This is a genomic window from Agrobacterium tumefaciens (assembly GCF_005221325.1).
Taxonomy (GTDB): Bacteria; Pseudomonadota; Alphaproteobacteria; order Rhizobiales; family Rhizobiaceae; genus Agrobacterium.
Genome location: NZ_CP039889.1, coordinates 2,153,625 through 2,170,389, shown reverse-complemented (window position 1 = coordinate 2,170,389; position 16,765 = coordinate 2,153,625). Strand labels below are relative to the sequence as shown.

Here is a 16,765-nt window from a genome sequence, read left to right as displayed (position 1 = left end):
AAAACCTATACCAATCTTCCAAAAAACTATACCTTTTAGAGATTGTTGAAATGTGTTGACGATGAAAACTTGGGCTCAGGCAACTGATGCACAAGGAACGTTCCACCGATGCAGCAACATCCGCTGGTCGCGATTTTGAACAGGCTCGGCACCTTCATGCTGGTCATGATCGCCCTGTCCATCATGATTTTCGCTCTGGCCCGTGTGGTGCCGGGTGACCCCGCCCGCATGGCGCTCGGCCCTGCGGCAACGCAGGAGCAGGTGGACGCGTTGCGCGGCGAGATGGGTCTCGACAAGCCGCTCGCCGTCCAATATCTCGATTATATCGGCAATGCACTGCATGGCGATCTTGGTTTCTCGCTGGTGTCGCAGCGTCCCGTCACCACCGATCTGGCGCAGACCGTTCCTGCGACCGTCGAACTGGTTCTGGTGTCGGTTGTCTTCATGTTTGCCGTCGCCATCCCGCTCGGCGTCATCACCGCGCATTACCGTGACCGGCCGCTCGACCATATCGGTCGCATTTTGTCGCTCACCGGCGTGACGATCCCGAGCTTCCTCTTCGCCATCACGCTGCAATTGCTGGCCGCCCGCTTTATTTCCGGCTGGCCGATCATCGGCAGGCTTGATCACGGGCTCGGCTGGCAGGGTGGTCCGACCGGTTTCATCCTGATCGACGGCATGCTGGCCGGACGTTTCGACGTCGTACTCGATGCGCTAAAACATCTTGCGCTGCCGGCATTTGCGCTTTCCATGGCCGGCATCGGCCAGATTACCCGCATCACGCGTTCCTCGATGATTGAAAACCAGCGCAAGGACCATGTTCTCACCCTGCAGAGCTTCGGCGTGCCGGAACGGGTGATCATCTTCCGTTATTTGCTGAAGCTCTCCTCCATCGCGCCGCTGACGATCATGGGGCTCGAATTCGCCTCGCTGATCGGCAATGCCTTCGTGATCGAGATGGTCTTCGCTTGGGGCGGTTTCGCTTCCTACGGGCTGAACGCCATCCTGCAGAAAGACCTCAATGCCGTCACCGCCGTGGTGCTGGTGGCCGGCCTGTTCTTCATCGTTGCGAACCTGATCGTGGATGTCCTGATCTCGATCATCGACCCGCGCCTGCGCCGCAAGGAGGCTCGCTGATGGCTGATATGAAAATGCTCGAACCCACCGATCGGGGCTTAAGCGCCGGTTACATGATGTGGTATCGCTTCAGCCGTAATCCGGCAGCCGTCATCGGTTCGCTGATCCTGCTATCGGTGCTGGTGCTGGCGGTCTTTGCGCCTTGGCTCACGCCCTATCCGAAACATATCGGTGCAGTGGTCGATTTCCGCGCCCGCCATATGCCGCCGGATTTGGAGCACTGGTTCGGCACCGACAAGGCCGGGCGCGATATCTTTTCCCGCACCATCTTCGGGCTGCGTGTTTCCCTCCTTCTCGTCATCGGCGTGCTCGGTATTTCCGTGCCAGTCGGCACCGTGCTTGGCCTCGTCGCCGGTTATTTCGGTGGCTGGACTGAAAAGCTCATCAGCGGCCTGACGAATGTGATGCTGGCCATGCCGCCGCTCGTCATGGCGCTCGCGGTTTCCAACCTCCTGGAACCGACACTGATGAATGCCATGATCGCGATCACGCTGCTGTGGTGGACCTGGCATGCGCGGCTGATCTATTCGGTGTCGAAGTCCATCGCCTCGGAAGACTATATCGAGGCCGCACGCCTTGCCGGTGCAGGCCCGCTGCACATTCTCTTTCGCGAAATCCTGCCCAATTGCGTCTCGGTCATATCGGTCAAGACGACGCTGGATGCCGCCTTTGTCATCCTGTTCGGTGCGACGCTGAGCTTCCTCGGTTTCGGCGTTAAACCGCCGACCCCCGACCTCGGATCGATGGTTGCCGACGGTCGCCAGTTCATGCCGGATTTCTGGTGGGAAGTGCTCTGCCCCGGCGCGGCTGTGCTTTACGTGACGCTTGGTTTCAATCTGCTGGGCGACGGCCTGCGCGACATGTTCGACGTGGAAAGCTAAAGTCATGACTGAACCGCTTCTCAAGGTCGAAAACCTCAACGTCACCTTCACCAATTATGGCCGCACCCGGCAGGTGCTGCGCGATGTCGCCTTCACGGTTGCCGCCGGCGAACGCGTGGCGCTGATCGGCGAAACCGGATCGGGCAAATCGGTCACCGCCAAGGCCATCATCGGCACTTTGCCGAAGAATGCCGCGATCACGTCAGGTGCGATCGCCATCGATGGCCGGGATGTGCTGTCCATGCCGCGAAGGGAGCGTGAGGCGCTGAAGGGCACGGCGTTTTCGCTGATCATGCAGGACCCGCTGTCCTCCTTCAATCCGGTCTTCAAGATCGGCACGCATCTCGATGATGTCATGCGCTTTGCCGACAAACGCGATGGCATCTACTCGTCGAAAGCGGAGCGACGCAACCGCATCGCCGCGGTGCTGCGCCGGGTGCAGCTTGCCGATACCGAGCGGGTGATGAATGCCTATCCCTCCGAGCTTTCGGGTGGCATGCGCCAGCGTGTGCTGATCGGGCTTGCGCTGCTGCACCAGCCGAAGCTCCTGATCGCCGATGAGCCCGGCACCGCGCTCGACGTGACGACGCAGGATGAAATCCTCAATCTCATCAACCAGCTGGTTGCCGAAGAAAACATGGCGCTGCTGATGATAACCCACAATCTCGGTGTCGTGCGCAAGGTGGCAGACAGGGTCGTGGTCATGCATCACGGTGACATCGTGGAGACCGGCCCATGCACGCAAATCCTGCATGCCCCTGCTGCGGATTATACGCGTTCGCTGCTGGATGCGGTGCCGCCGCTCTACGGCGAGCGCGTCACCGATCTGGCGCAAAGCACGCGCTCGCCGATCGTCACCATCGAAGGACTGAACAAGATTTATGGCAGACGCAACGGTTATCACGCCGTGCGCGATGTGAACCTGACACTGAAGGAAGGTGAAGTTTTCGGGCTCGCGGGTGAATCCGGTTCGGGAAAAACCTCGGTCGCGCGTATGATCATGGGTCTTTCACGCCCCACCTCCGGCAATCTCTTGATAGACGGCCCGGCGCCTGAGCGCGGCAAGCGGCTGACGCAGATCGTTTATCAAAATCCCGGCACGTCCCTCAATCCGAAGCGCACTGTCAAACAGACGCTGGCACTGCCGCTGAAATCCATCGGCCTGGACGGTGAAGCGCGCGAAAACAGGATGCAGGAACTGTTGGGGCTGGTGCGATTGCCGCAATCTTATCTCGGCAAATACCCGCATGAGCTTTCCGGCGGACAGAAGCAGCGTGTGGCGATCGCCCGTGCGCTGGCCGCCGAGCCGAAAATCCTCATCCTCGATGAGCCGACGGCGGCACTCGATGTCTCCGTGCAGAAGACGGTGATCGATCTTCTGCTGCAGCTGCGCGAGGAGCTTGGCCTCACCTATCTGATGATCTCGCACGACCTGTCGCTGATGCGCAATTTCTGTTCGCGTATCGCCATCATGCTGCGCGGCGAGATCGTTGAGGAGGGCGTGACATCCGCGGTCTTCGCCGAACCGTCCCATCCCTATACCCGCGCCCTGATCGCGGCCATCCCCGTCGTCACCGACGAGGAAGAGCGTCTGAAACCCACCGTGACCGAGGAAGAGCGCATGCGCTTCCTCGTAAAAACGACCGATTGATGAAAGAGGAGCCTGACGTGTATCGCGTTGGAATTGACGTCGGCGGCACGAATACCGATGCCGTTGTGTTGCAGGAAAAGACCGTTCTGGCGGGGGTGAAGGCCTCCACGACAGAGGATGTGACGTCCGGTGTCATCGAAGCCCTTGAAAAGGTCATCGAGGCGTCGGGCATCGACCGGGCGCGCATTGGCGCCGTGATGATCGGCACCACGCATTTCACCAATGCGGTGATCGAGCGCCGGCATATGGATGAGGTGGCCGCCATCCGTCTCGGGCTGCCTTCCGGCGCCGGCCTGCCGCCCATGGTCGACTGGCCCGATGATCTGAAGGAAATCGTCGGCAACCACGGTTACCAGGTGCGCGGCGGTTACGAATTCGACGGCCGCGAAATTTCGCCGCTCGATGAGGACGAAATTATCCGCATCGCCGCCGATATCCGTGCCAAGGGCCTGAAGGCCGCCGCCGTCACCTGCGTTTTCAGCGGCATCAACGATGCGATGGAACTGCGGGCGAAGGAAATCCTGCAGGAGCGTTGCCCCGGCCTGCCGGTGGTGATGTCCAAGGATATTGGCCGTCACGGTCTGCTTGCGCGTGAAAGTGCTGCGATCATGAATGCCAGCCTTCTCTCGCTTGCCGACCGCACCGTCGCCGCTTTTGGCGAGGCGCTGAAGGCAGCGGACATAACCTGCCCGTTCTACATCACCCAGAACGACGGCACGCTGATGGCGGCGGATGTGGTGCGCGGTTTCCCCGTGCTCACCTTCGCTTCCGGCCCGACGAATTCCATGCGTGGTGCGGCTTTCCTCACCGGCCTCAAGGATGCCGTGGTCGTGGATGTGGGCGGCACCACCTCCGATGTCGGCTCGCTGTCGCACGGCTTTCCGCGCCAGGCGTCCACGACGGTGGATATTGGCGGCGTGCGCACCAATTTCCGCATGCCTGATGTTTTCTCCATCGGTCTTGGCGGCGGTTCGCTGGTGGTCAATGGCGATCATGGCCTGACCGTCGGTCCCAAATCCGTCGGTTACCGGGTTCGCCGCGAGGCGCTCTGCTTCGGCGGATCGACCCTGACGGCGACCGATATCGCGGTTGCATCCGGCAAGGCGGATGTGGGCGAAAAGGCACTGGTCTCCAGTCTCGACAAAAAGCTCGTGGATGCGGCGGTCGACAAGATCAACGACATGCTCGAGGCTTGCGTGGAGCGCAGCCGGATCTCGTCCTCACCGGTGCCGGTGATTGCTGTTGGCGGCGGTTCCATCCTGATGCCGGATCGTATTGGCGATCTGGAGGTCATTCGGCCTGAGAATTTCGCGGTGGCCAATGCTGTAGGTGCAGCGATCGCGCAGATCAGCGGTGAGACGGACCGGGTCTTCTCGCTGATCGAGGGCCGCACGCGTGAAAGTGCGCTTGCCGAGGCCGAGGCCGAGGCACGCGAAAAGGCGATTGCCGCCGGCGCGGTTGCCGAAACGCTTGAGGTCATCGAGCGCGAGGATATGCCGCTGGCTTACCTGCCCGGCAATGCCACCCGCATTCATGTGAAAGTTGTTGGAGAAATGGGAGCCAATCATGGCTGAGACACGCAAGCTGAAATATGACGACGCGGCATTGCGGACGCTGACCCGTGAAGATCTCGACGCGCTGGAAATCGGCGCAGGCATTCTCGGCACGGGCGGCGGCGGCAACCCCTATCTCGGCAAGCTTCTGGCGCTGGAGGCCATGAAGGCCGGTTATGAGATGAAGATCCTCGCAACCGATGCCATCGAGCCGGATGCGCTCTGCATGTCCATCGGTGGCATCGGCGCACCCGTCGTCGGCGTCGAGCGCATTCGCGAAGGCCGCGAAGGCCTGCGCTGCCTGCGCGCGATGGAAGAGCTGATCCGCACACCCGTTGACGCCATCGTCTGCGAGGAAATCGGCGGTTCCAATTCCATGAACCCGCTGGTGACGGCGGCGCTCGGTGGCCTGCCGATCCTCGATTGCGACGGCATGGGCCGGGCATTTCCGGAAATGCAGATGACCACATTCTCCATCTACGGCCATAGTTCCACGCCATCGGTGATGTGCGATCTGCACGGCAATGCCGTCATTTTCAGCCATGCCGTTTCCGAGGTCTGGCACGAGCGCATGGCACGCGCCTGCGTCGTCTCGCAGGGCGGTGGCGCGATGCTGGCGACCGCGCCGATGCAGGCGCACTACGTGCACCAGTATGGCATTCCGAAAACCTATACCAAGGCGATCGCCATCGGTGAGGCGGTGATCCGTGCCCGCAAACAGCAGGAAGACCCGATTGCCGCGGTCTGCGCACTGGAAGGCGGACGGCGCATCTTCAACGGCAAGATCACCGATCTGAAGCGCCATCTGCGCGGCGGTTTCGCGGTCGGCGATCTCACGCTGTCCGGTTTCGACGATTGCGCCGGCCAAACGGCGGGCGTCGCCATCCAGAACGAATTCCTGCTGTTTTCCCGTGACGGCAAGGTGGAGGTGACGGTTCCCGACCTGATCGTCCTGCTCGATGTGGACACGGGTTATCCGATCACCACTGAAGTCCTGCGTTATGGCCAGCGCGTGGCCGTCATCGCCATCCCCTGCCATGACCTGCTGCGCAGCGCCCGCGCTCTAGAGGTCGTCGGGCCGGCGGCCTTCGGTTACCCGGACATTCCTTTCTCACCGCTGCCCGTTCCGGTCAGCAAGGCCGCCTAACCATAAGCGGGGCCAATGACCCGCAATAAAGAGGAGAACAAAAATGAAAATGCCTGTACTTTCTTCCCGTCTCGCCGCACTGGCGCTCGGCACGGCGCTCGCGTTGCCGGTCCTTTCTTCTGCGGCCCTTGCGGAAGACAAGGTGTCGGTCGCGGTCAACACCATGCAGATATTCAGCTCGCTCGACCCGGCGAAAGTGACTGACTACACCGGCTACATGGCCATCGTGAATATGTATGACGGTCTGACCACGGTGAACGCCAAGGGTGAAATTGTGCCACATCTGGCGAAATCCTGGGAGATTTCCGACGACGGCCTGATCTACACCTTCCACCTGCGCGACGATGCGAAATTCCAGGACGGCACGGCGGTGAAGGCTGCCGATCTTGCCTGGTCGATCCAGCGCCTGCTCGGCATCAACAAGGGCCCGTCGAACCTCATCGTTGGCGTGCTCAAGCCCGAAAACGTCACTGCCCCTGACGATGCGACGCTGGTGATGAAGATCGAGCGCCAGTTCTCGCCCTTCATGGCGGCAACGCCGCTGATGATGGCGATGAACAAGACGCTGATCGAAGCCAATGCCAAGCCCGAGGACAAATGGGGCGAGGCTTATGTCGGTGAACATTCCGCCGGTTCCGGCCCCTACAAGCTCGTCAGCTACAATCGTTCCGCCGATATGGTCATTGCCCGCAATGCCGATTATTTCCTCGGCTGGACCAAGGGCAAGCCGATTGACGAAGTGCGCTTCGTGCAGACCAGCGACGACGCCACCGTCAAGGCGTTGGCGGAAAAGGGTGAACTCGGCCTTTCCTCGCACGGTCTTGGCAACGACACCTATGAATCCATCGGCCGGATGAAGGGTTACAAGCTGATCCAGACCCGTACCGCCGGCGGTTTCGTCATCAAGCTCAACACCAAGGTCTATCCGACCGACGACGTCCACGTCCGCCGCGCCATCGCCTATGCGACCGACTACAAGACGATCCAGGAAGTGATCTATCCGGGCTTCGATATGAAGGGCCCGCTCTCTGACGCGTTCAAGGATGCGCATAACGGCGATATCCAGCCGGGCGTCTACGATCTGGAAAAGGCCAAGGAAGAACTGGCGAAGTCGAAATATGCCGGCCAGAAGATCACGCTGGTCAACAGCTATGTCGCGTCGCTCGCCTTCGAGGCGGAAGTGGCGTTGCTTCTGCAATCGAGCCTCGAGCAGATCGGCATCACGCTCGATATCAAGCCGGAGCCTTGGAACCGTATCGTCGAGCTTTCTTCCAAGCCCGAAACGACGCCTGCATCGACGCAGGTGAACATCTCGCCGACCTATCCGTCGCCGGATTCGATGTTCTACAACCAGTATCATTCCAAGGCGTCCGGTACCTGGATGTCGATGGAATGGTTGCAGAATGCGGAGATCGACGGGCTGATCGACAAGGTCCGCGCCACAACCGATGTCAACGAGCAGAACGCCACCTACAAGGAGCTGCAGACGAAGATCGTTGACCTTCAGCCTGACGTCTGGGCGGTTGCGCCGAACCGCCGTTATGCGGCGAACAAGTGCCTTCAGGGTTACGAGTTCATTCCCATGCAGAGCTGGGACCTGAACTTCTCCAACTTCCATTGGGACTGCAAGGCGGAGTGATCTCCGCCTCAGGAAAACCGGCCCCGCCTCAGGGCGGGACCGATGAGACCAGAACGACAAAGGGAAGGAGCATCGCCTGCGGCCGGAACGGCTGTGGCATGCCCGAGGATGACGCATGATCGAGGAATTTTCCGAAGACGATATCGAACCTCTGGCCACCGGTGCCTGGATTCTGGGAACGGGTGGCGGCGGCAACCCCTATATCTCGACGCTCAATCTGCGGCGTCTCTATGCCGAGGGCAGACGGGTGAAGGTCATGGATCCCATGGCGCTTGCCGATGACGACATGGTGGCCGTCGTCTCCAAGATGGGTGCGCCGCTTGTCGGTCAGGAGCGGCTGGGAGACCCCGTGCATCTCGCCCGCGCTGTTGAGGTCATGGAGGATTATCTCGGCAAGCCGTTCCGGGCGATCATGAGCGTGGAGATCGGCGGCTCCAATGCGCTGTCGTCTTTCCTCGCCGCCGCCGTGCTCGACCGGCCGGTCGTTAACGCAGACGCCATGGGACGGGCCTATCCGGAAGCGCAGATGACGTCCTTCGCCATCGGCAACCTGCCGATGTTTCCGCTGTCGCTGGTCGATGTGCGCGACAATGAGGTAATCGTGACGCGCGCCGCTTCATGGAAATGGATGGAGCGCATTTCGCGCAAGGTCTGCACCGAGGTCGGTTCCACCGCCGCCACGTGCAAGGCCCCGCGCACCGGCAAGGAAGTGAAGGAGTGGGGCATTCATTACACCGTCACCAAGGCGACCGAACTCGGGCGCGCGGTGATGGAGGCGCGTGCGCGCCATGACGATCCGGTTCAGGCGGTTCTCGGCCACGAGGGCGGCAAGCAGCTGTTCCGCGGCAAGGTGGTGGATGTAGCTCGCGAGACCACGGGTGGTTTCCTGCGCGGCAGCACGACCATTGAAGGTATCGATGCCGACCGTGGTTCGCGCATGGAACTCGCATTCCAGAACGAATGGGCGGTCGCCTTCCGAGATGGCCAGCCAGTCGGCATGACGCCTGACCTGCTCTGCCTTCTCGACACGGTTTCCGGCGGCGCCATCGGCACGGAATCCGTGCGTTACGGCCAGCGTGTCACGGTTGTCGCCCTGCCCGCGCCGGAACTTTTGACGACGCCTGCCGGCATCGCCGCCGTCGGCCCGCGCGCCTTCGGTTATGACATTGACTTCAGATCGGTATTCCCATGAAACGCATCGGTATTGACGTTGGCGGCACCAATACGGATGCCGTTTTGATCGATGGAGACACCATTGTCGCCTCCATCAAGGTTCCGACCACGCAGGATGTTCTGTCGGGCGTAAAGGCCGCGCTCGCGCATGTGTCTGGCCATGTCGGCGCGGCGGACCGACCGATCGATGCGGTGATGATCGGCACCACCCATTTCACCAATGCGGTGGTGGAGCGCGCCCGGCTGGAACGGATTGCCGCCATCCGCATCGCTCTGCCGACCGGTTCTTCGCTGCCGCCCATGTGCGACTGGCCAAAAGATTTATACGATGCTGTCGATCCGTTGATCTTCATGGTCCATGGTGGCCATGAATATGACGGCAGCCCGTTGGTGCCGATGATCCCCGATGAAATTCGGGAGGCCGCGATGAAAATCCGCGATGCGGGCATCACCTCCATCGCTATTTCGGCAACCTTCTCGCCGCTGACAACCGCATGCGAAGTGCGGGCAGCGGAAATCGTTCGCTCGGTCATCCCCGACGCGCGTATCACGCTCTCCCATACGCTTGGCCGCATCGGGCTTCTGGAGCGGGAAAATGTCGCCCTGCTGAACGCGGCACTCCAAACACTTGGCAAGACAACCGTCCAGGCATTTTCGGATGCGTTGCGCGAAGCCGGTGTGAAGGCCCCGTTCTATCTGACCCAGAATGACGGCACCGTGGCGCTCGCGAATGTCGCCGCTGCCAACCCGGTGCACAGCTTCGCTTCAGGCCCAACGAACTCGATGCGTGGTGCAGCCTTCCTCACCGGGCTAACCGATGCCATGGTGGTGGATGTCGGCGGCACTACCTCCGATATCGGCTGCCTTGTTGGTGGTTTTCCGCGGGAGGCGAACAATATCGTTCATATCGGCGGTGTGCGGACTTTGTTCCGTATGCCCGATCTTCTGCCGATTGCGCTGGGGGGCGGCACCATCGTTGACCCTGAGACGGGCAAGATCGGCCCGCGCTCGGTCGGTTATCGCATCCTCACGGAAGCCCGTGTTTTCGGCGGTGAGACGCTGACAACGTCGGATATCGCCGTTGCCGCAGGTCTGATCGAGATGGGTGACCGCGATCGTGTGAAAGGTCTCGATCCGTCTTTCGTGCGGGCCACGCTTCAACGTATCCGCGACATGGTGGCCGACAGTTTCGATCAGATGAAAACGTCTGCCGAAGACGTGCCGCTGGTTGCCGTGGGCGGCGGGGCGTTCCTGATTCCCGAGACGGTTCCGGGTGCGTCGGAAGTGCTGCGTGTGGAAAATGCCGGCGTCGCAAATGCACTCGGTGCGGCGATGGCGCAGGTTTCCGGCGAGGTCGATCAGGTGTTTTCCGGACTGAGCCGCGATGAGGCACTTGCGAAAGCCGAGACCGAGGCGCAGAACGCGGCGGTTGCTTCAGGCGCGGAGCGGGCGAGCCTCAAGACGCTTGAGGTGGAGGATATTCCGATCGCCTATCTGCCTGGCGGTGCGCGGCGTGTTCGCGTGCGGGTCATCGGCGATATCGCCTTTCATTGATTGTAAGAGGCACTGCCGGTGGCAGGGCGACGAGGGAGTGAGCATATGACGAAGATCGCACTGGCCATTCACGGTGGTTGTGGCGTGATGCCGGAAGACAGCATGACTTCAGAGGAATGGGCGGCCGCACGCGACGATCTGGCAGCGGCGTTGCGGGCCGGATATGGAGTGCTGAAAGCGGGCGGGACAGCGATTGAAGCGGTCGAGGCAGCGGTCGTCGTCATGGAGGACAGCCCGCATTTCAACGCCGGGCATGGTGCCGCACTCAACGAAAACGGCATTCACGAACTCGATGCCTCAATCATGGATGGGGCCACGCTGGCGGCAGGCGCAATCAGTGCATCCCGCGCCATTCGCAATCCGGTGAAGGCGGCCCGCGCGCTGATGGCGGATGAACGTGCCGTCTATCTGACGGGAGAGGCCGCGGATCGCTTTGCCGAGGAAAAGGGTCTGGCCACAGAACCCCAATCCTATTTCACCACGCAAAAACGCCTTGAGGCGTTGGCGGCCATGAAGCGCCATGCAGCCACGGGTACGGAAGCGACGGAAAACGAAAAGCATGGAACCGTGGGTGCGGTTGCACTCGATGCGGCAGGGCATCTTGCCGCAGCCACCTCGACCGGCGGCTACACCAACAAGCCGGACGGCCGCGTGGGTGACAGCCCGGTGATCGGCGCCGGCACCTATGCGCGTGATGGCGCCTGCGCGGTCTCCGGCACCGGCAAGGGCGAATTTTTCATCCGTTATGTCGTCGGCCACGAGATCGCGTCCCGCGTCGCTTATCTCGGGCAGGATCTGGAGACCGCTGCCGGAAATCTCGTGCATAAGGATCTGGCTCCCCATGATATCGGTGCCGGGCTTGTGGCGATTGATGCCGAAGGCGGCATTGCCGCTCCGTACAATACACCGGGCATGTTCCGCGGCTGGGTGACGGCGTCTGGAGAGGCGTTTGTGGCCACTCACGACGTAGCATATAAGATTATGCTCTAGGTCAAAAACCTTGGATCGACATGCTCCAAACTAAAAGACCGATATCTCCTGCTCCAGCGATATGGCCTGGCCCACCTCACTTGCGCTTGACCATTCTGCGAAGCATGGACCCCGCTTTGGCCTTTCGCGGAATGAGTTCAATATCGCTGACAAGCTTTGCGCCGCCATCGCGGCGTTCCAGCGTGATCTTCCGGCTGTGAAATGCTTCCAGTTCAGCACGGTGCGCAACGCTTATGATCGTGGCATCGGGCAGTTCATCGATCACCGTCTGCATCATCTTGTCCTGGCTTTTCTCGTCCAGCGCTGCCGTCGCCTCGTCCATGACGATGATATCAGGAGCATTCAGCAACAGGCGTGCAAAAGTCAGCCGTTGTTTTTCGCCGCCGGACAACGTCTGGTCCCAGGGCGCCTCGTCCTCGATCTTGTCCTTGAGTTGGCCGAGACCAACCTTGTCGAGCGCAGCGCCGATCTCTTCCGATGTCCAAGTTTCGGCTGGCTGCGGATAACAGACAGCGCGACGAAGCGTGCCGGCGGGGATATAAGGCCTTTGCGGCAGCATGAACAGCCGGCTGCCGGCGCGGAAATTGACGCTTCCTCCACCCCAGGGCCAGAGGCCTGAAATGGCTCGCACCAGCGTGCTCTTGCCAGATCCGGACTCCCCTGCGACCAGCACTCTCTCACCGGAGCCGATTTCAACGTCCGTCTCCTTGACGACGGCCGTGCCGTCACCCAGGGAAACGGAAACATCCTTGAGGCTGAGCATCGTCTCCCCTTCCGTTTCGCCGCGCACTATACGGCCGAGCGTATCGCTCTTTTCAGCCCGTTCGAGACCATCGAGCGACATCATCAGCGATGCAGCACGTCGGGCGCACGCATTCCAGTCCGCAAGACGCGGATAATTGTCGACCAGCCAGCCAAACGCGGACTGGACGATCGTGAAAGCGGAAGCGGCCTGCATGACTTCGCCGAGCGACATGCTTCCATCGAGAAACTTCGGGGCACACAGAAGAAGCGGCACGACGGGTGCAATCAGCATCGATCCATTCGAGACGACCGTTGTGCGCATATATTGCTGCGCCATGAGACGCCACTGCCGCCGGACATTGCCGAACCTCTTGTCGAGATCGCTTCGTTCTTCCTCCTCGCCGCCTAGCAGGGCGATGCTCTCACCATTTTCCCTGACGCGCGTGAGCGTGTAGCGGAATTCAGCCTCAACCTGGTTTTTGACTTCGGAAACCTTGACGAAGTTGCGGGCAATGAAGGCTATGGCGGTGGATGTGATGGACGCATAGATAACGGCTGCGACGACCAGAAAACCCGGGATCGTGACCCAGACACCGCCGATCGACAGCGTCAGGGCGCCGCCAATCGTCCACAAGACAACGATAAAGGTGGAGGCAGAGACAAAGGCTGCGATGACACCGGAAACAAAGTCCACCGGCGCCTCCGTCGCTATCCGCATATCCTCCGAGAGCCTTGCTTCGGGATTCTGGTGGTCACCGTCGATCAGGTTCAGCTGATAGTAACGGCCATTTGCGATCCACCTGCCAACGAGCCCCTTCGTGAGCCAGGAACGCCAGCGCCGTTGGATACGCATCCTCACATAGACCTGTGAGGTGACGATGACGACGCTACCGAGGACCAGCGCGGGGAATATGGATGCGAGGAAATAAACCGTCGATGCGTCCCGTTTTTCGATGGCGTCAAAAATCCCGCGATTCCAGATGTTGATGCCATACTGGAAGCCGACATTTATACCGATCATCACCAATAGTCCGAGCGTGAACGGCCATGCGAGCGCATCGCCGCGCCGGCTCCAGAAACCTCGGGCGCTGATCCAGAAGCGTTTCAGCAGATATTTCCTGCGAACCTCCTCCGCCTGCTCCGGGGTCAAGTCCGAAGCAGGTTCCATCTCCTCCGGCGGAGGCGGATCATCGGTGTCAGGAGCACCCTTTGCGGATGCGGTTTGGGTACCAGTCTCGTCGGCACCAACGACCGGTTTCGGTCTTGCGTCATCGTCATTCATGGGCGCTTAACGAACGATGTGTTGAAAGGTTTCACGGCTTCGTGATGGCGCGTAAAATTTAATTTTCGGGTTGCGCAGACCACTGTAGAACCGGCCACATCTGCCACGCTCCCGTGGTTGCAGACACGCCCTCACCGCACGAATGACGCGATTGTCGACAGACCTTGGTTGCCACAGATCACATGGACGGTTAACCGCATGTTGACTTCCCGTTTGACGGCGTGGCCTAGAACAACCAGACTCCAAATCACACTCCGCCCCTGAGGTTAGTCAGAATGTGCGGTTAGCAGACGGCATCATCATGCGACTGAACACCATCACGAATCTGGCTTATGCCGTTACGCTGATATTCACGACGGTATCGGCCACCACGTTCATATTATCGGCCAGAAGCGCTTCGCAGGAGCGGGCGGCGATACAGGATCACCTTGACCTCAACGATCTTGCCGAGGAGCTGGCGATCACCGCAGATCAACGCTCCGAGGAAGCGCGCCTTTATGTCATGCGCGGTGACGAGCAGCATCTGGCAAAATTCCACGTCGATGAAGACCAGGAAAAACGTCTCGAAAGCAATCTTGATAAACTGGCCGCACACGGCGTTTCCTCGTCAGAGGAAAAATTGTTTCAGACCATAAGAACAAGCGCCGACGCACTTGATGACATGGAGCGCGAAGCCGTGGGCCTATATCGGGCCGGGCGTCAGAACGATGCGCAAGGAATTTTATTCGGCGATGAATACTATCAGCGACATTCGGGCCTGCTAAACACCGTCGCGACACTCAGGGAGACGATCGCGGCCCGCACGCAGGCAACAATCGAGCAGGCGAAAAATCGGAGCGATTTTTACGGATCGATCGCCAAGGTGATGCTCGCCCTGACTGCCCTGATGTTCCTGGCGGTTCTTTATTTTGTCCTCAGCAGACGTGTTGCAGTACCCCTTATAAAAATGAGCAACATCGTCAAGCGTCTTGCCCGGCAGGATTATAGCATCGATGTGCCCGACGAGGGGCGGCGTGACGAAATCGGGGAGATGAACGAGGCAATCAGGATATTCCGCAGCAACGGGCTGGAACGGGAACGGCTTGACGCGGAGCACCGCAAGAACCAGCGTATCAAGGATCTCATCCTGCAGATGATGCACCGGATCCAGGCATGTCAGAACCAGCCTGAACTATCCGACGTCGTTTCAAAGTTCATGCCGCAGATTTTCCCGGCGATAGCAGGCCGCCTGCTCGTGCTGAAGGAAAACAGTTCACTCCTCCACTCGACCGGGCAATGGTCCGCTCCGTCGTTCTCCGCGCCGGATTTTGCAATCGATGACTGTTGGGCTCTGCGTCGCGGGCGTCCGCACATCAGCAACCCGGATGGAGACGACGTCGTCTGCCATCATATTCACGGTGAATTCGGAACCGGACTTTGTATACCGCTGACGGCATTGGGCGACACCGTGGGCCTTTTGTATCTCGAGGTTTCCGAGAAATCCGCAACGCTGGAGACGGAACGTTTATATCTCGAGCTGCTTGCAGAGAATATCGGCCTCGCCGTCGCAAACCTCCAGCTGCGGCAGCGCCTGGTCGGCATGGCAAAGCAGGACGCCTTGACCGGCCTTCTGAACCGTCGCTCTCTCGATGAGGCTCTGAACCGGCATATTGAGAAGCCAGATGATCCACTTGCCTGCCTGATGGTCGATATCGACCATTTCAAGCGCTTCAATGACCGTTTCGGCCATGACGCCGGTGATGCGGTGATGCAATATGTCGCCCAGGTCCTCTCGGAAGCGATCGGCGACCGCGGTGAACTCTTCCGTTTCGGCGGCGAGGAGTTCACCGTCTTGATGCCGGGCGCGAGTATCGAGTATGCAAAGGCTCTGGCAGAGAAGCTCAGACACGCCGTCGAGCGCGCGCCCTTCACGTACCGGGGCCGCTTGCTTGACCCGGTTACCATATCCGTCGGTGTAGCCACGGCGCCCGGCGCCGGGACTGTAACAAGCGTATTGGAACGGGCGGACGCGGCGCTGCTAAACGCTAAAGAAACTGGTCGGAACAGGTGGGTGTCTTTCGACACAGCCTGAGCAGACCGCCGGGGTATCGGATCACAAAATCTGTTGCGGGAACCAGAATGCAACCATCATATAGATTGCCACCGCTGGAGGCGCTCGTTGTTTTCGAGGCCGCATCACGTTTAGGCAGCTTCTCCCGGGCGGGCAACGAGCTGGGGCTGACGCAAAGTGCGGTCAGTCGACAGATCGGCAAGCTGGAGGCATTCATCGGCTCCAAGCTCTTCGAACGTGTGCCGACGGGTGTGCGACTGACGACCATCGGAGAGAACTATTCGATCGATATATCGCGGCTGATCCTGGATATCGCAAGCGTAACGGACGGTGTCCGCTCCTGGACAGGTGCGAGCCAGATCACCATCGCCTGCTCGCGCGGGATTGCCGATCAGTGGTTCATGCCCCGCTTGCAGAAGCTGAAACGAGATATTCCCGGTATAGAGTTGCGCGTGCGTGTGACTGATGACGTGGCGCATCTGCGTCTGGACGAATTCGACCTCGCTATATTTTATCGAAAGGAAAGACCAATTGGCGTCTGGCTTTCCGAACTCGGACAGGAAGAGGTCGTTCCCGTCTCTGCGCGCGGCATGGGCGATCTCATGGAGCAGAAAGCACCCGTTTTGATCTCCATCGAAGACTCGATGCGGGAATGGCAGGATTGGAGCGACTGGTGGCGCTCGTCCCAGCTGCTGCCGCCCAAGGATGCAGTCCAGTGGAAACTCGGAGATTATGGTCTCTGCGTGGCGGCAGCCTCGCAAGGGCTTGGCGCAACGCTCGGCTGGACCTGGCTCATCCGCGATCAGCTGGATAGCGGCATGCTCGTTCCGGTACATTCCCACGCCATGCGCTCGGAAGGCAAATTTTACCTGATGCGCCCGGCAGATCGCCACCAGCGAAAAATCGTGCGCGAGGTTTCCGACTGGCTGATCGCAGACAATCATAAAACCGCGCGCTGAAGACT

The 16,765-nt window shown here is 60.2% G+C and carries 13 protein-coding genes; 11 read left to right on the top strand and 2 right to left on the bottom strand.

The window, feature by feature from the left end:
- The first annotated feature begins 108 nt into the window (after window positions 1–108).
- The 9 genes from CFBP5499_RS24910 to CFBP5499_RS24870 all read left to right on the top strand — a co-directional run bounded on the left by CFBP5499_RS24910 (window position 109) and on the right by CFBP5499_RS24870 (window position 11,725).
- Entirely contained in the window at window positions 109–1,137 is a 1,029-nt protein-coding gene (locus CFBP5499_RS24910) for an ABC transporter permease (protein WP_080827661.1), read from the top strand.
- Complete coding sequence (locus CFBP5499_RS24905) at window positions 1,137–2,018, top strand: ABC transporter permease (RefSeq protein WP_059753285.1); 882 nt, start codon at window positions 1,137–1,139, stop codon at window positions 2,016–2,018. Before CFBP5499_RS24910 ends, CFBP5499_RS24905 begins: the two co-directional genes overlap by 1 nt.
- 4 nt (window positions 2,019–2,022) lie before the next feature.
- Entirely contained in the window at window positions 2,023–3,669 is a 1,647-nt protein-coding gene (gene nikE, locus CFBP5499_RS24900; RefSeq protein WP_080827662.1) for a nickel ABC transporter ATP-binding protein NikE, read from the top strand.
- 17 nt (window positions 3,670–3,686) lie between these two features.
- Entirely contained in the window at window positions 3,687–5,243 is a 1,557-nt protein-coding gene (locus CFBP5499_RS24895) for a hydantoinase/oxoprolinase N-terminal domain-containing protein (protein ID WP_080830085.1), read from the top strand.
- A complete protein-coding gene (locus CFBP5499_RS24890; protein WP_003524599.1) occupies window positions 5,236–6,369 on the top strand; it encodes a DUF917 domain-containing protein in 1,134 nt (377 codons plus the stop codon). Before CFBP5499_RS24895 ends, CFBP5499_RS24890 begins: the two co-directional genes overlap by 8 nt.
- A gap of 43 nt (window positions 6,370–6,412) precedes the next feature.
- Complete coding sequence (locus CFBP5499_RS24885) at window positions 6,413–8,008, top strand: ABC transporter substrate-binding protein (RefSeq protein WP_175416887.1); 1,596 nt, start codon at window positions 6,413–6,415, stop codon at window positions 8,006–8,008.
- A 115-nt stretch (window positions 8,009–8,123) separates the two neighbouring features.
- Entirely contained in the window at window positions 8,124–9,200 is a 1,077-nt protein-coding gene (locus tag CFBP5499_RS24880) for a DUF917 domain-containing protein (RefSeq protein ID WP_080827664.1), read from the top strand.
- The gene (locus CFBP5499_RS24875) at window positions 9,197–10,735 is read left to right on the top strand and encodes a hydantoinase/oxoprolinase N-terminal domain-containing protein (RefSeq protein ID WP_080827665.1); all 1,539 of its coding nucleotides are present in this window, start codon (window positions 9,197–9,199) and stop codon (window positions 10,733–10,735) included. The genes CFBP5499_RS24880 and CFBP5499_RS24875 overlap by 4 nt, the downstream gene beginning before the upstream one ends.
- A 45-nt stretch (window positions 10,736–10,780) precedes the next feature.
- On the top strand, window positions 10,781–11,725 hold the full coding sequence (locus tag CFBP5499_RS24870) for an isoaspartyl peptidase/L-asparaginase family protein (RefSeq protein ID WP_080827666.1): 945 nt from the start codon (window positions 10,781–10,783) through the stop codon (window positions 11,723–11,725).
- Window positions 11,726–11,801: 76 nt separating this feature from the next.
- Here the strand turns inward: CFBP5499_RS24870 and CFBP5499_RS24865 are convergent, their stop codons facing one another.
- Together CFBP5499_RS24865 and CFBP5499_RS30565 are read right to left on the bottom strand one after the other, a co-directional pair.
- Entirely contained in the window at window positions 11,802–13,751 is a 1,950-nt protein-coding gene (locus CFBP5499_RS24865; RefSeq protein ID WP_080827667.1) for an ABC transporter ATP-binding protein/permease, read from the bottom strand.
- Between the two features lie 379 nt (window positions 13,752–14,130).
- On the bottom strand, window positions 14,131–14,274 hold the full coding sequence (locus tag CFBP5499_RS30565) for a hypothetical protein (RefSeq protein ID WP_233284239.1): 144 nt from the start codon (window positions 14,272–14,274) through the stop codon (window positions 14,131–14,133).
- On the opposite strand from CFBP5499_RS30565, the gene CFBP5499_RS24860 reads away from it, so the two are divergent.
- On the top strand, window positions 14,254–15,822 hold the full coding sequence (locus CFBP5499_RS24860; RefSeq protein WP_233284238.1) for a diguanylate cyclase: 1,569 nt from the start codon (window positions 14,254–14,256) through the stop codon (window positions 15,820–15,822). The genes CFBP5499_RS30565 and CFBP5499_RS24860 overlap by 21 nt on opposite strands.
- Window positions 15,823–15,869: 47 nt before the next feature.
- Window positions 15,870–16,760 (top strand): LysR substrate-binding domain-containing protein, encoded by an 891-nt coding sequence (locus CFBP5499_RS24855; protein ID WP_080827669.1) that lies wholly within the window; start codon window positions 15,870–15,872, stop codon window positions 16,758–16,760.
- Window positions 16,761–16,765: the final 5 nt, after the last annotated feature.

Bases quoted from the DNA above. Each gene is read 5' to 3' on its own strand.
- CFBP5499_RS24875 (WP_080827665.1), top strand. From the start codon at position 9,197: ATGAAACGCATCGGTATTGACGTTGGCGGCACCAATACGGATGCCGTT.
- CFBP5499_RS30565 (WP_233284239.1), bottom strand. From the start codon at position 14,274: ATGCTGCTCGTCACCGCGCATGACATAAAGGCGCGCTTCCTCGGAGCG.
- CFBP5499_RS24890 (WP_003524599.1), top strand. From the start codon at position 5,236: ATGGCTGAGACACGCAAGCTGAAATATGACGACGCGGCATTGCGGACG.
- CFBP5499_RS24905 (WP_059753285.1), top strand. From the start codon at position 1,137: ATGGCTGATATGAAAATGCTCGAACCCACCGATCGGGGCTTAAGCGCC.
- CFBP5499_RS24865 (WP_080827667.1), bottom strand. From the start codon at position 13,751: ATGAATGACGATGACGCAAGACCGAAACCGGTCGTTGGTGCCGACGAG.
- nikE (WP_080827662.1), top strand. From the start codon at position 2,023: ATGACTGAACCGCTTCTCAAGGTCGAAAACCTCAACGTCACCTTCACC.
- CFBP5499_RS24855 (WP_080827669.1), top strand. From the start codon at position 15,870: ATGCAACCATCATATAGATTGCCACCGCTGGAGGCGCTCGTTGTTTTC.
- CFBP5499_RS24860 (WP_233284238.1), top strand. From the start codon at position 14,254: ATGCGCGGTGACGAGCAGCATCTGGCAAAATTCCACGTCGATGAAGAC.
- CFBP5499_RS24885 (WP_175416887.1), top strand. From the start codon at position 6,413: ATGAAAATGCCTGTACTTTCTTCCCGTCTCGCCGCACTGGCGCTCGGC.
- CFBP5499_RS24870 (WP_080827666.1), top strand. From the start codon at position 10,781: ATGACGAAGATCGCACTGGCCATTCACGGTGGTTGTGGCGTGATGCCG.
- CFBP5499_RS24910 (WP_080827661.1), top strand. From the start codon at position 109: ATGCAGCAACATCCGCTGGTCGCGATTTTGAACAGGCTCGGCACCTTC.
- CFBP5499_RS24880 (WP_080827664.1), top strand. From the start codon at position 8,124: ATGATCGAGGAATTTTCCGAAGACGATATCGAACCTCTGGCCACCGGT.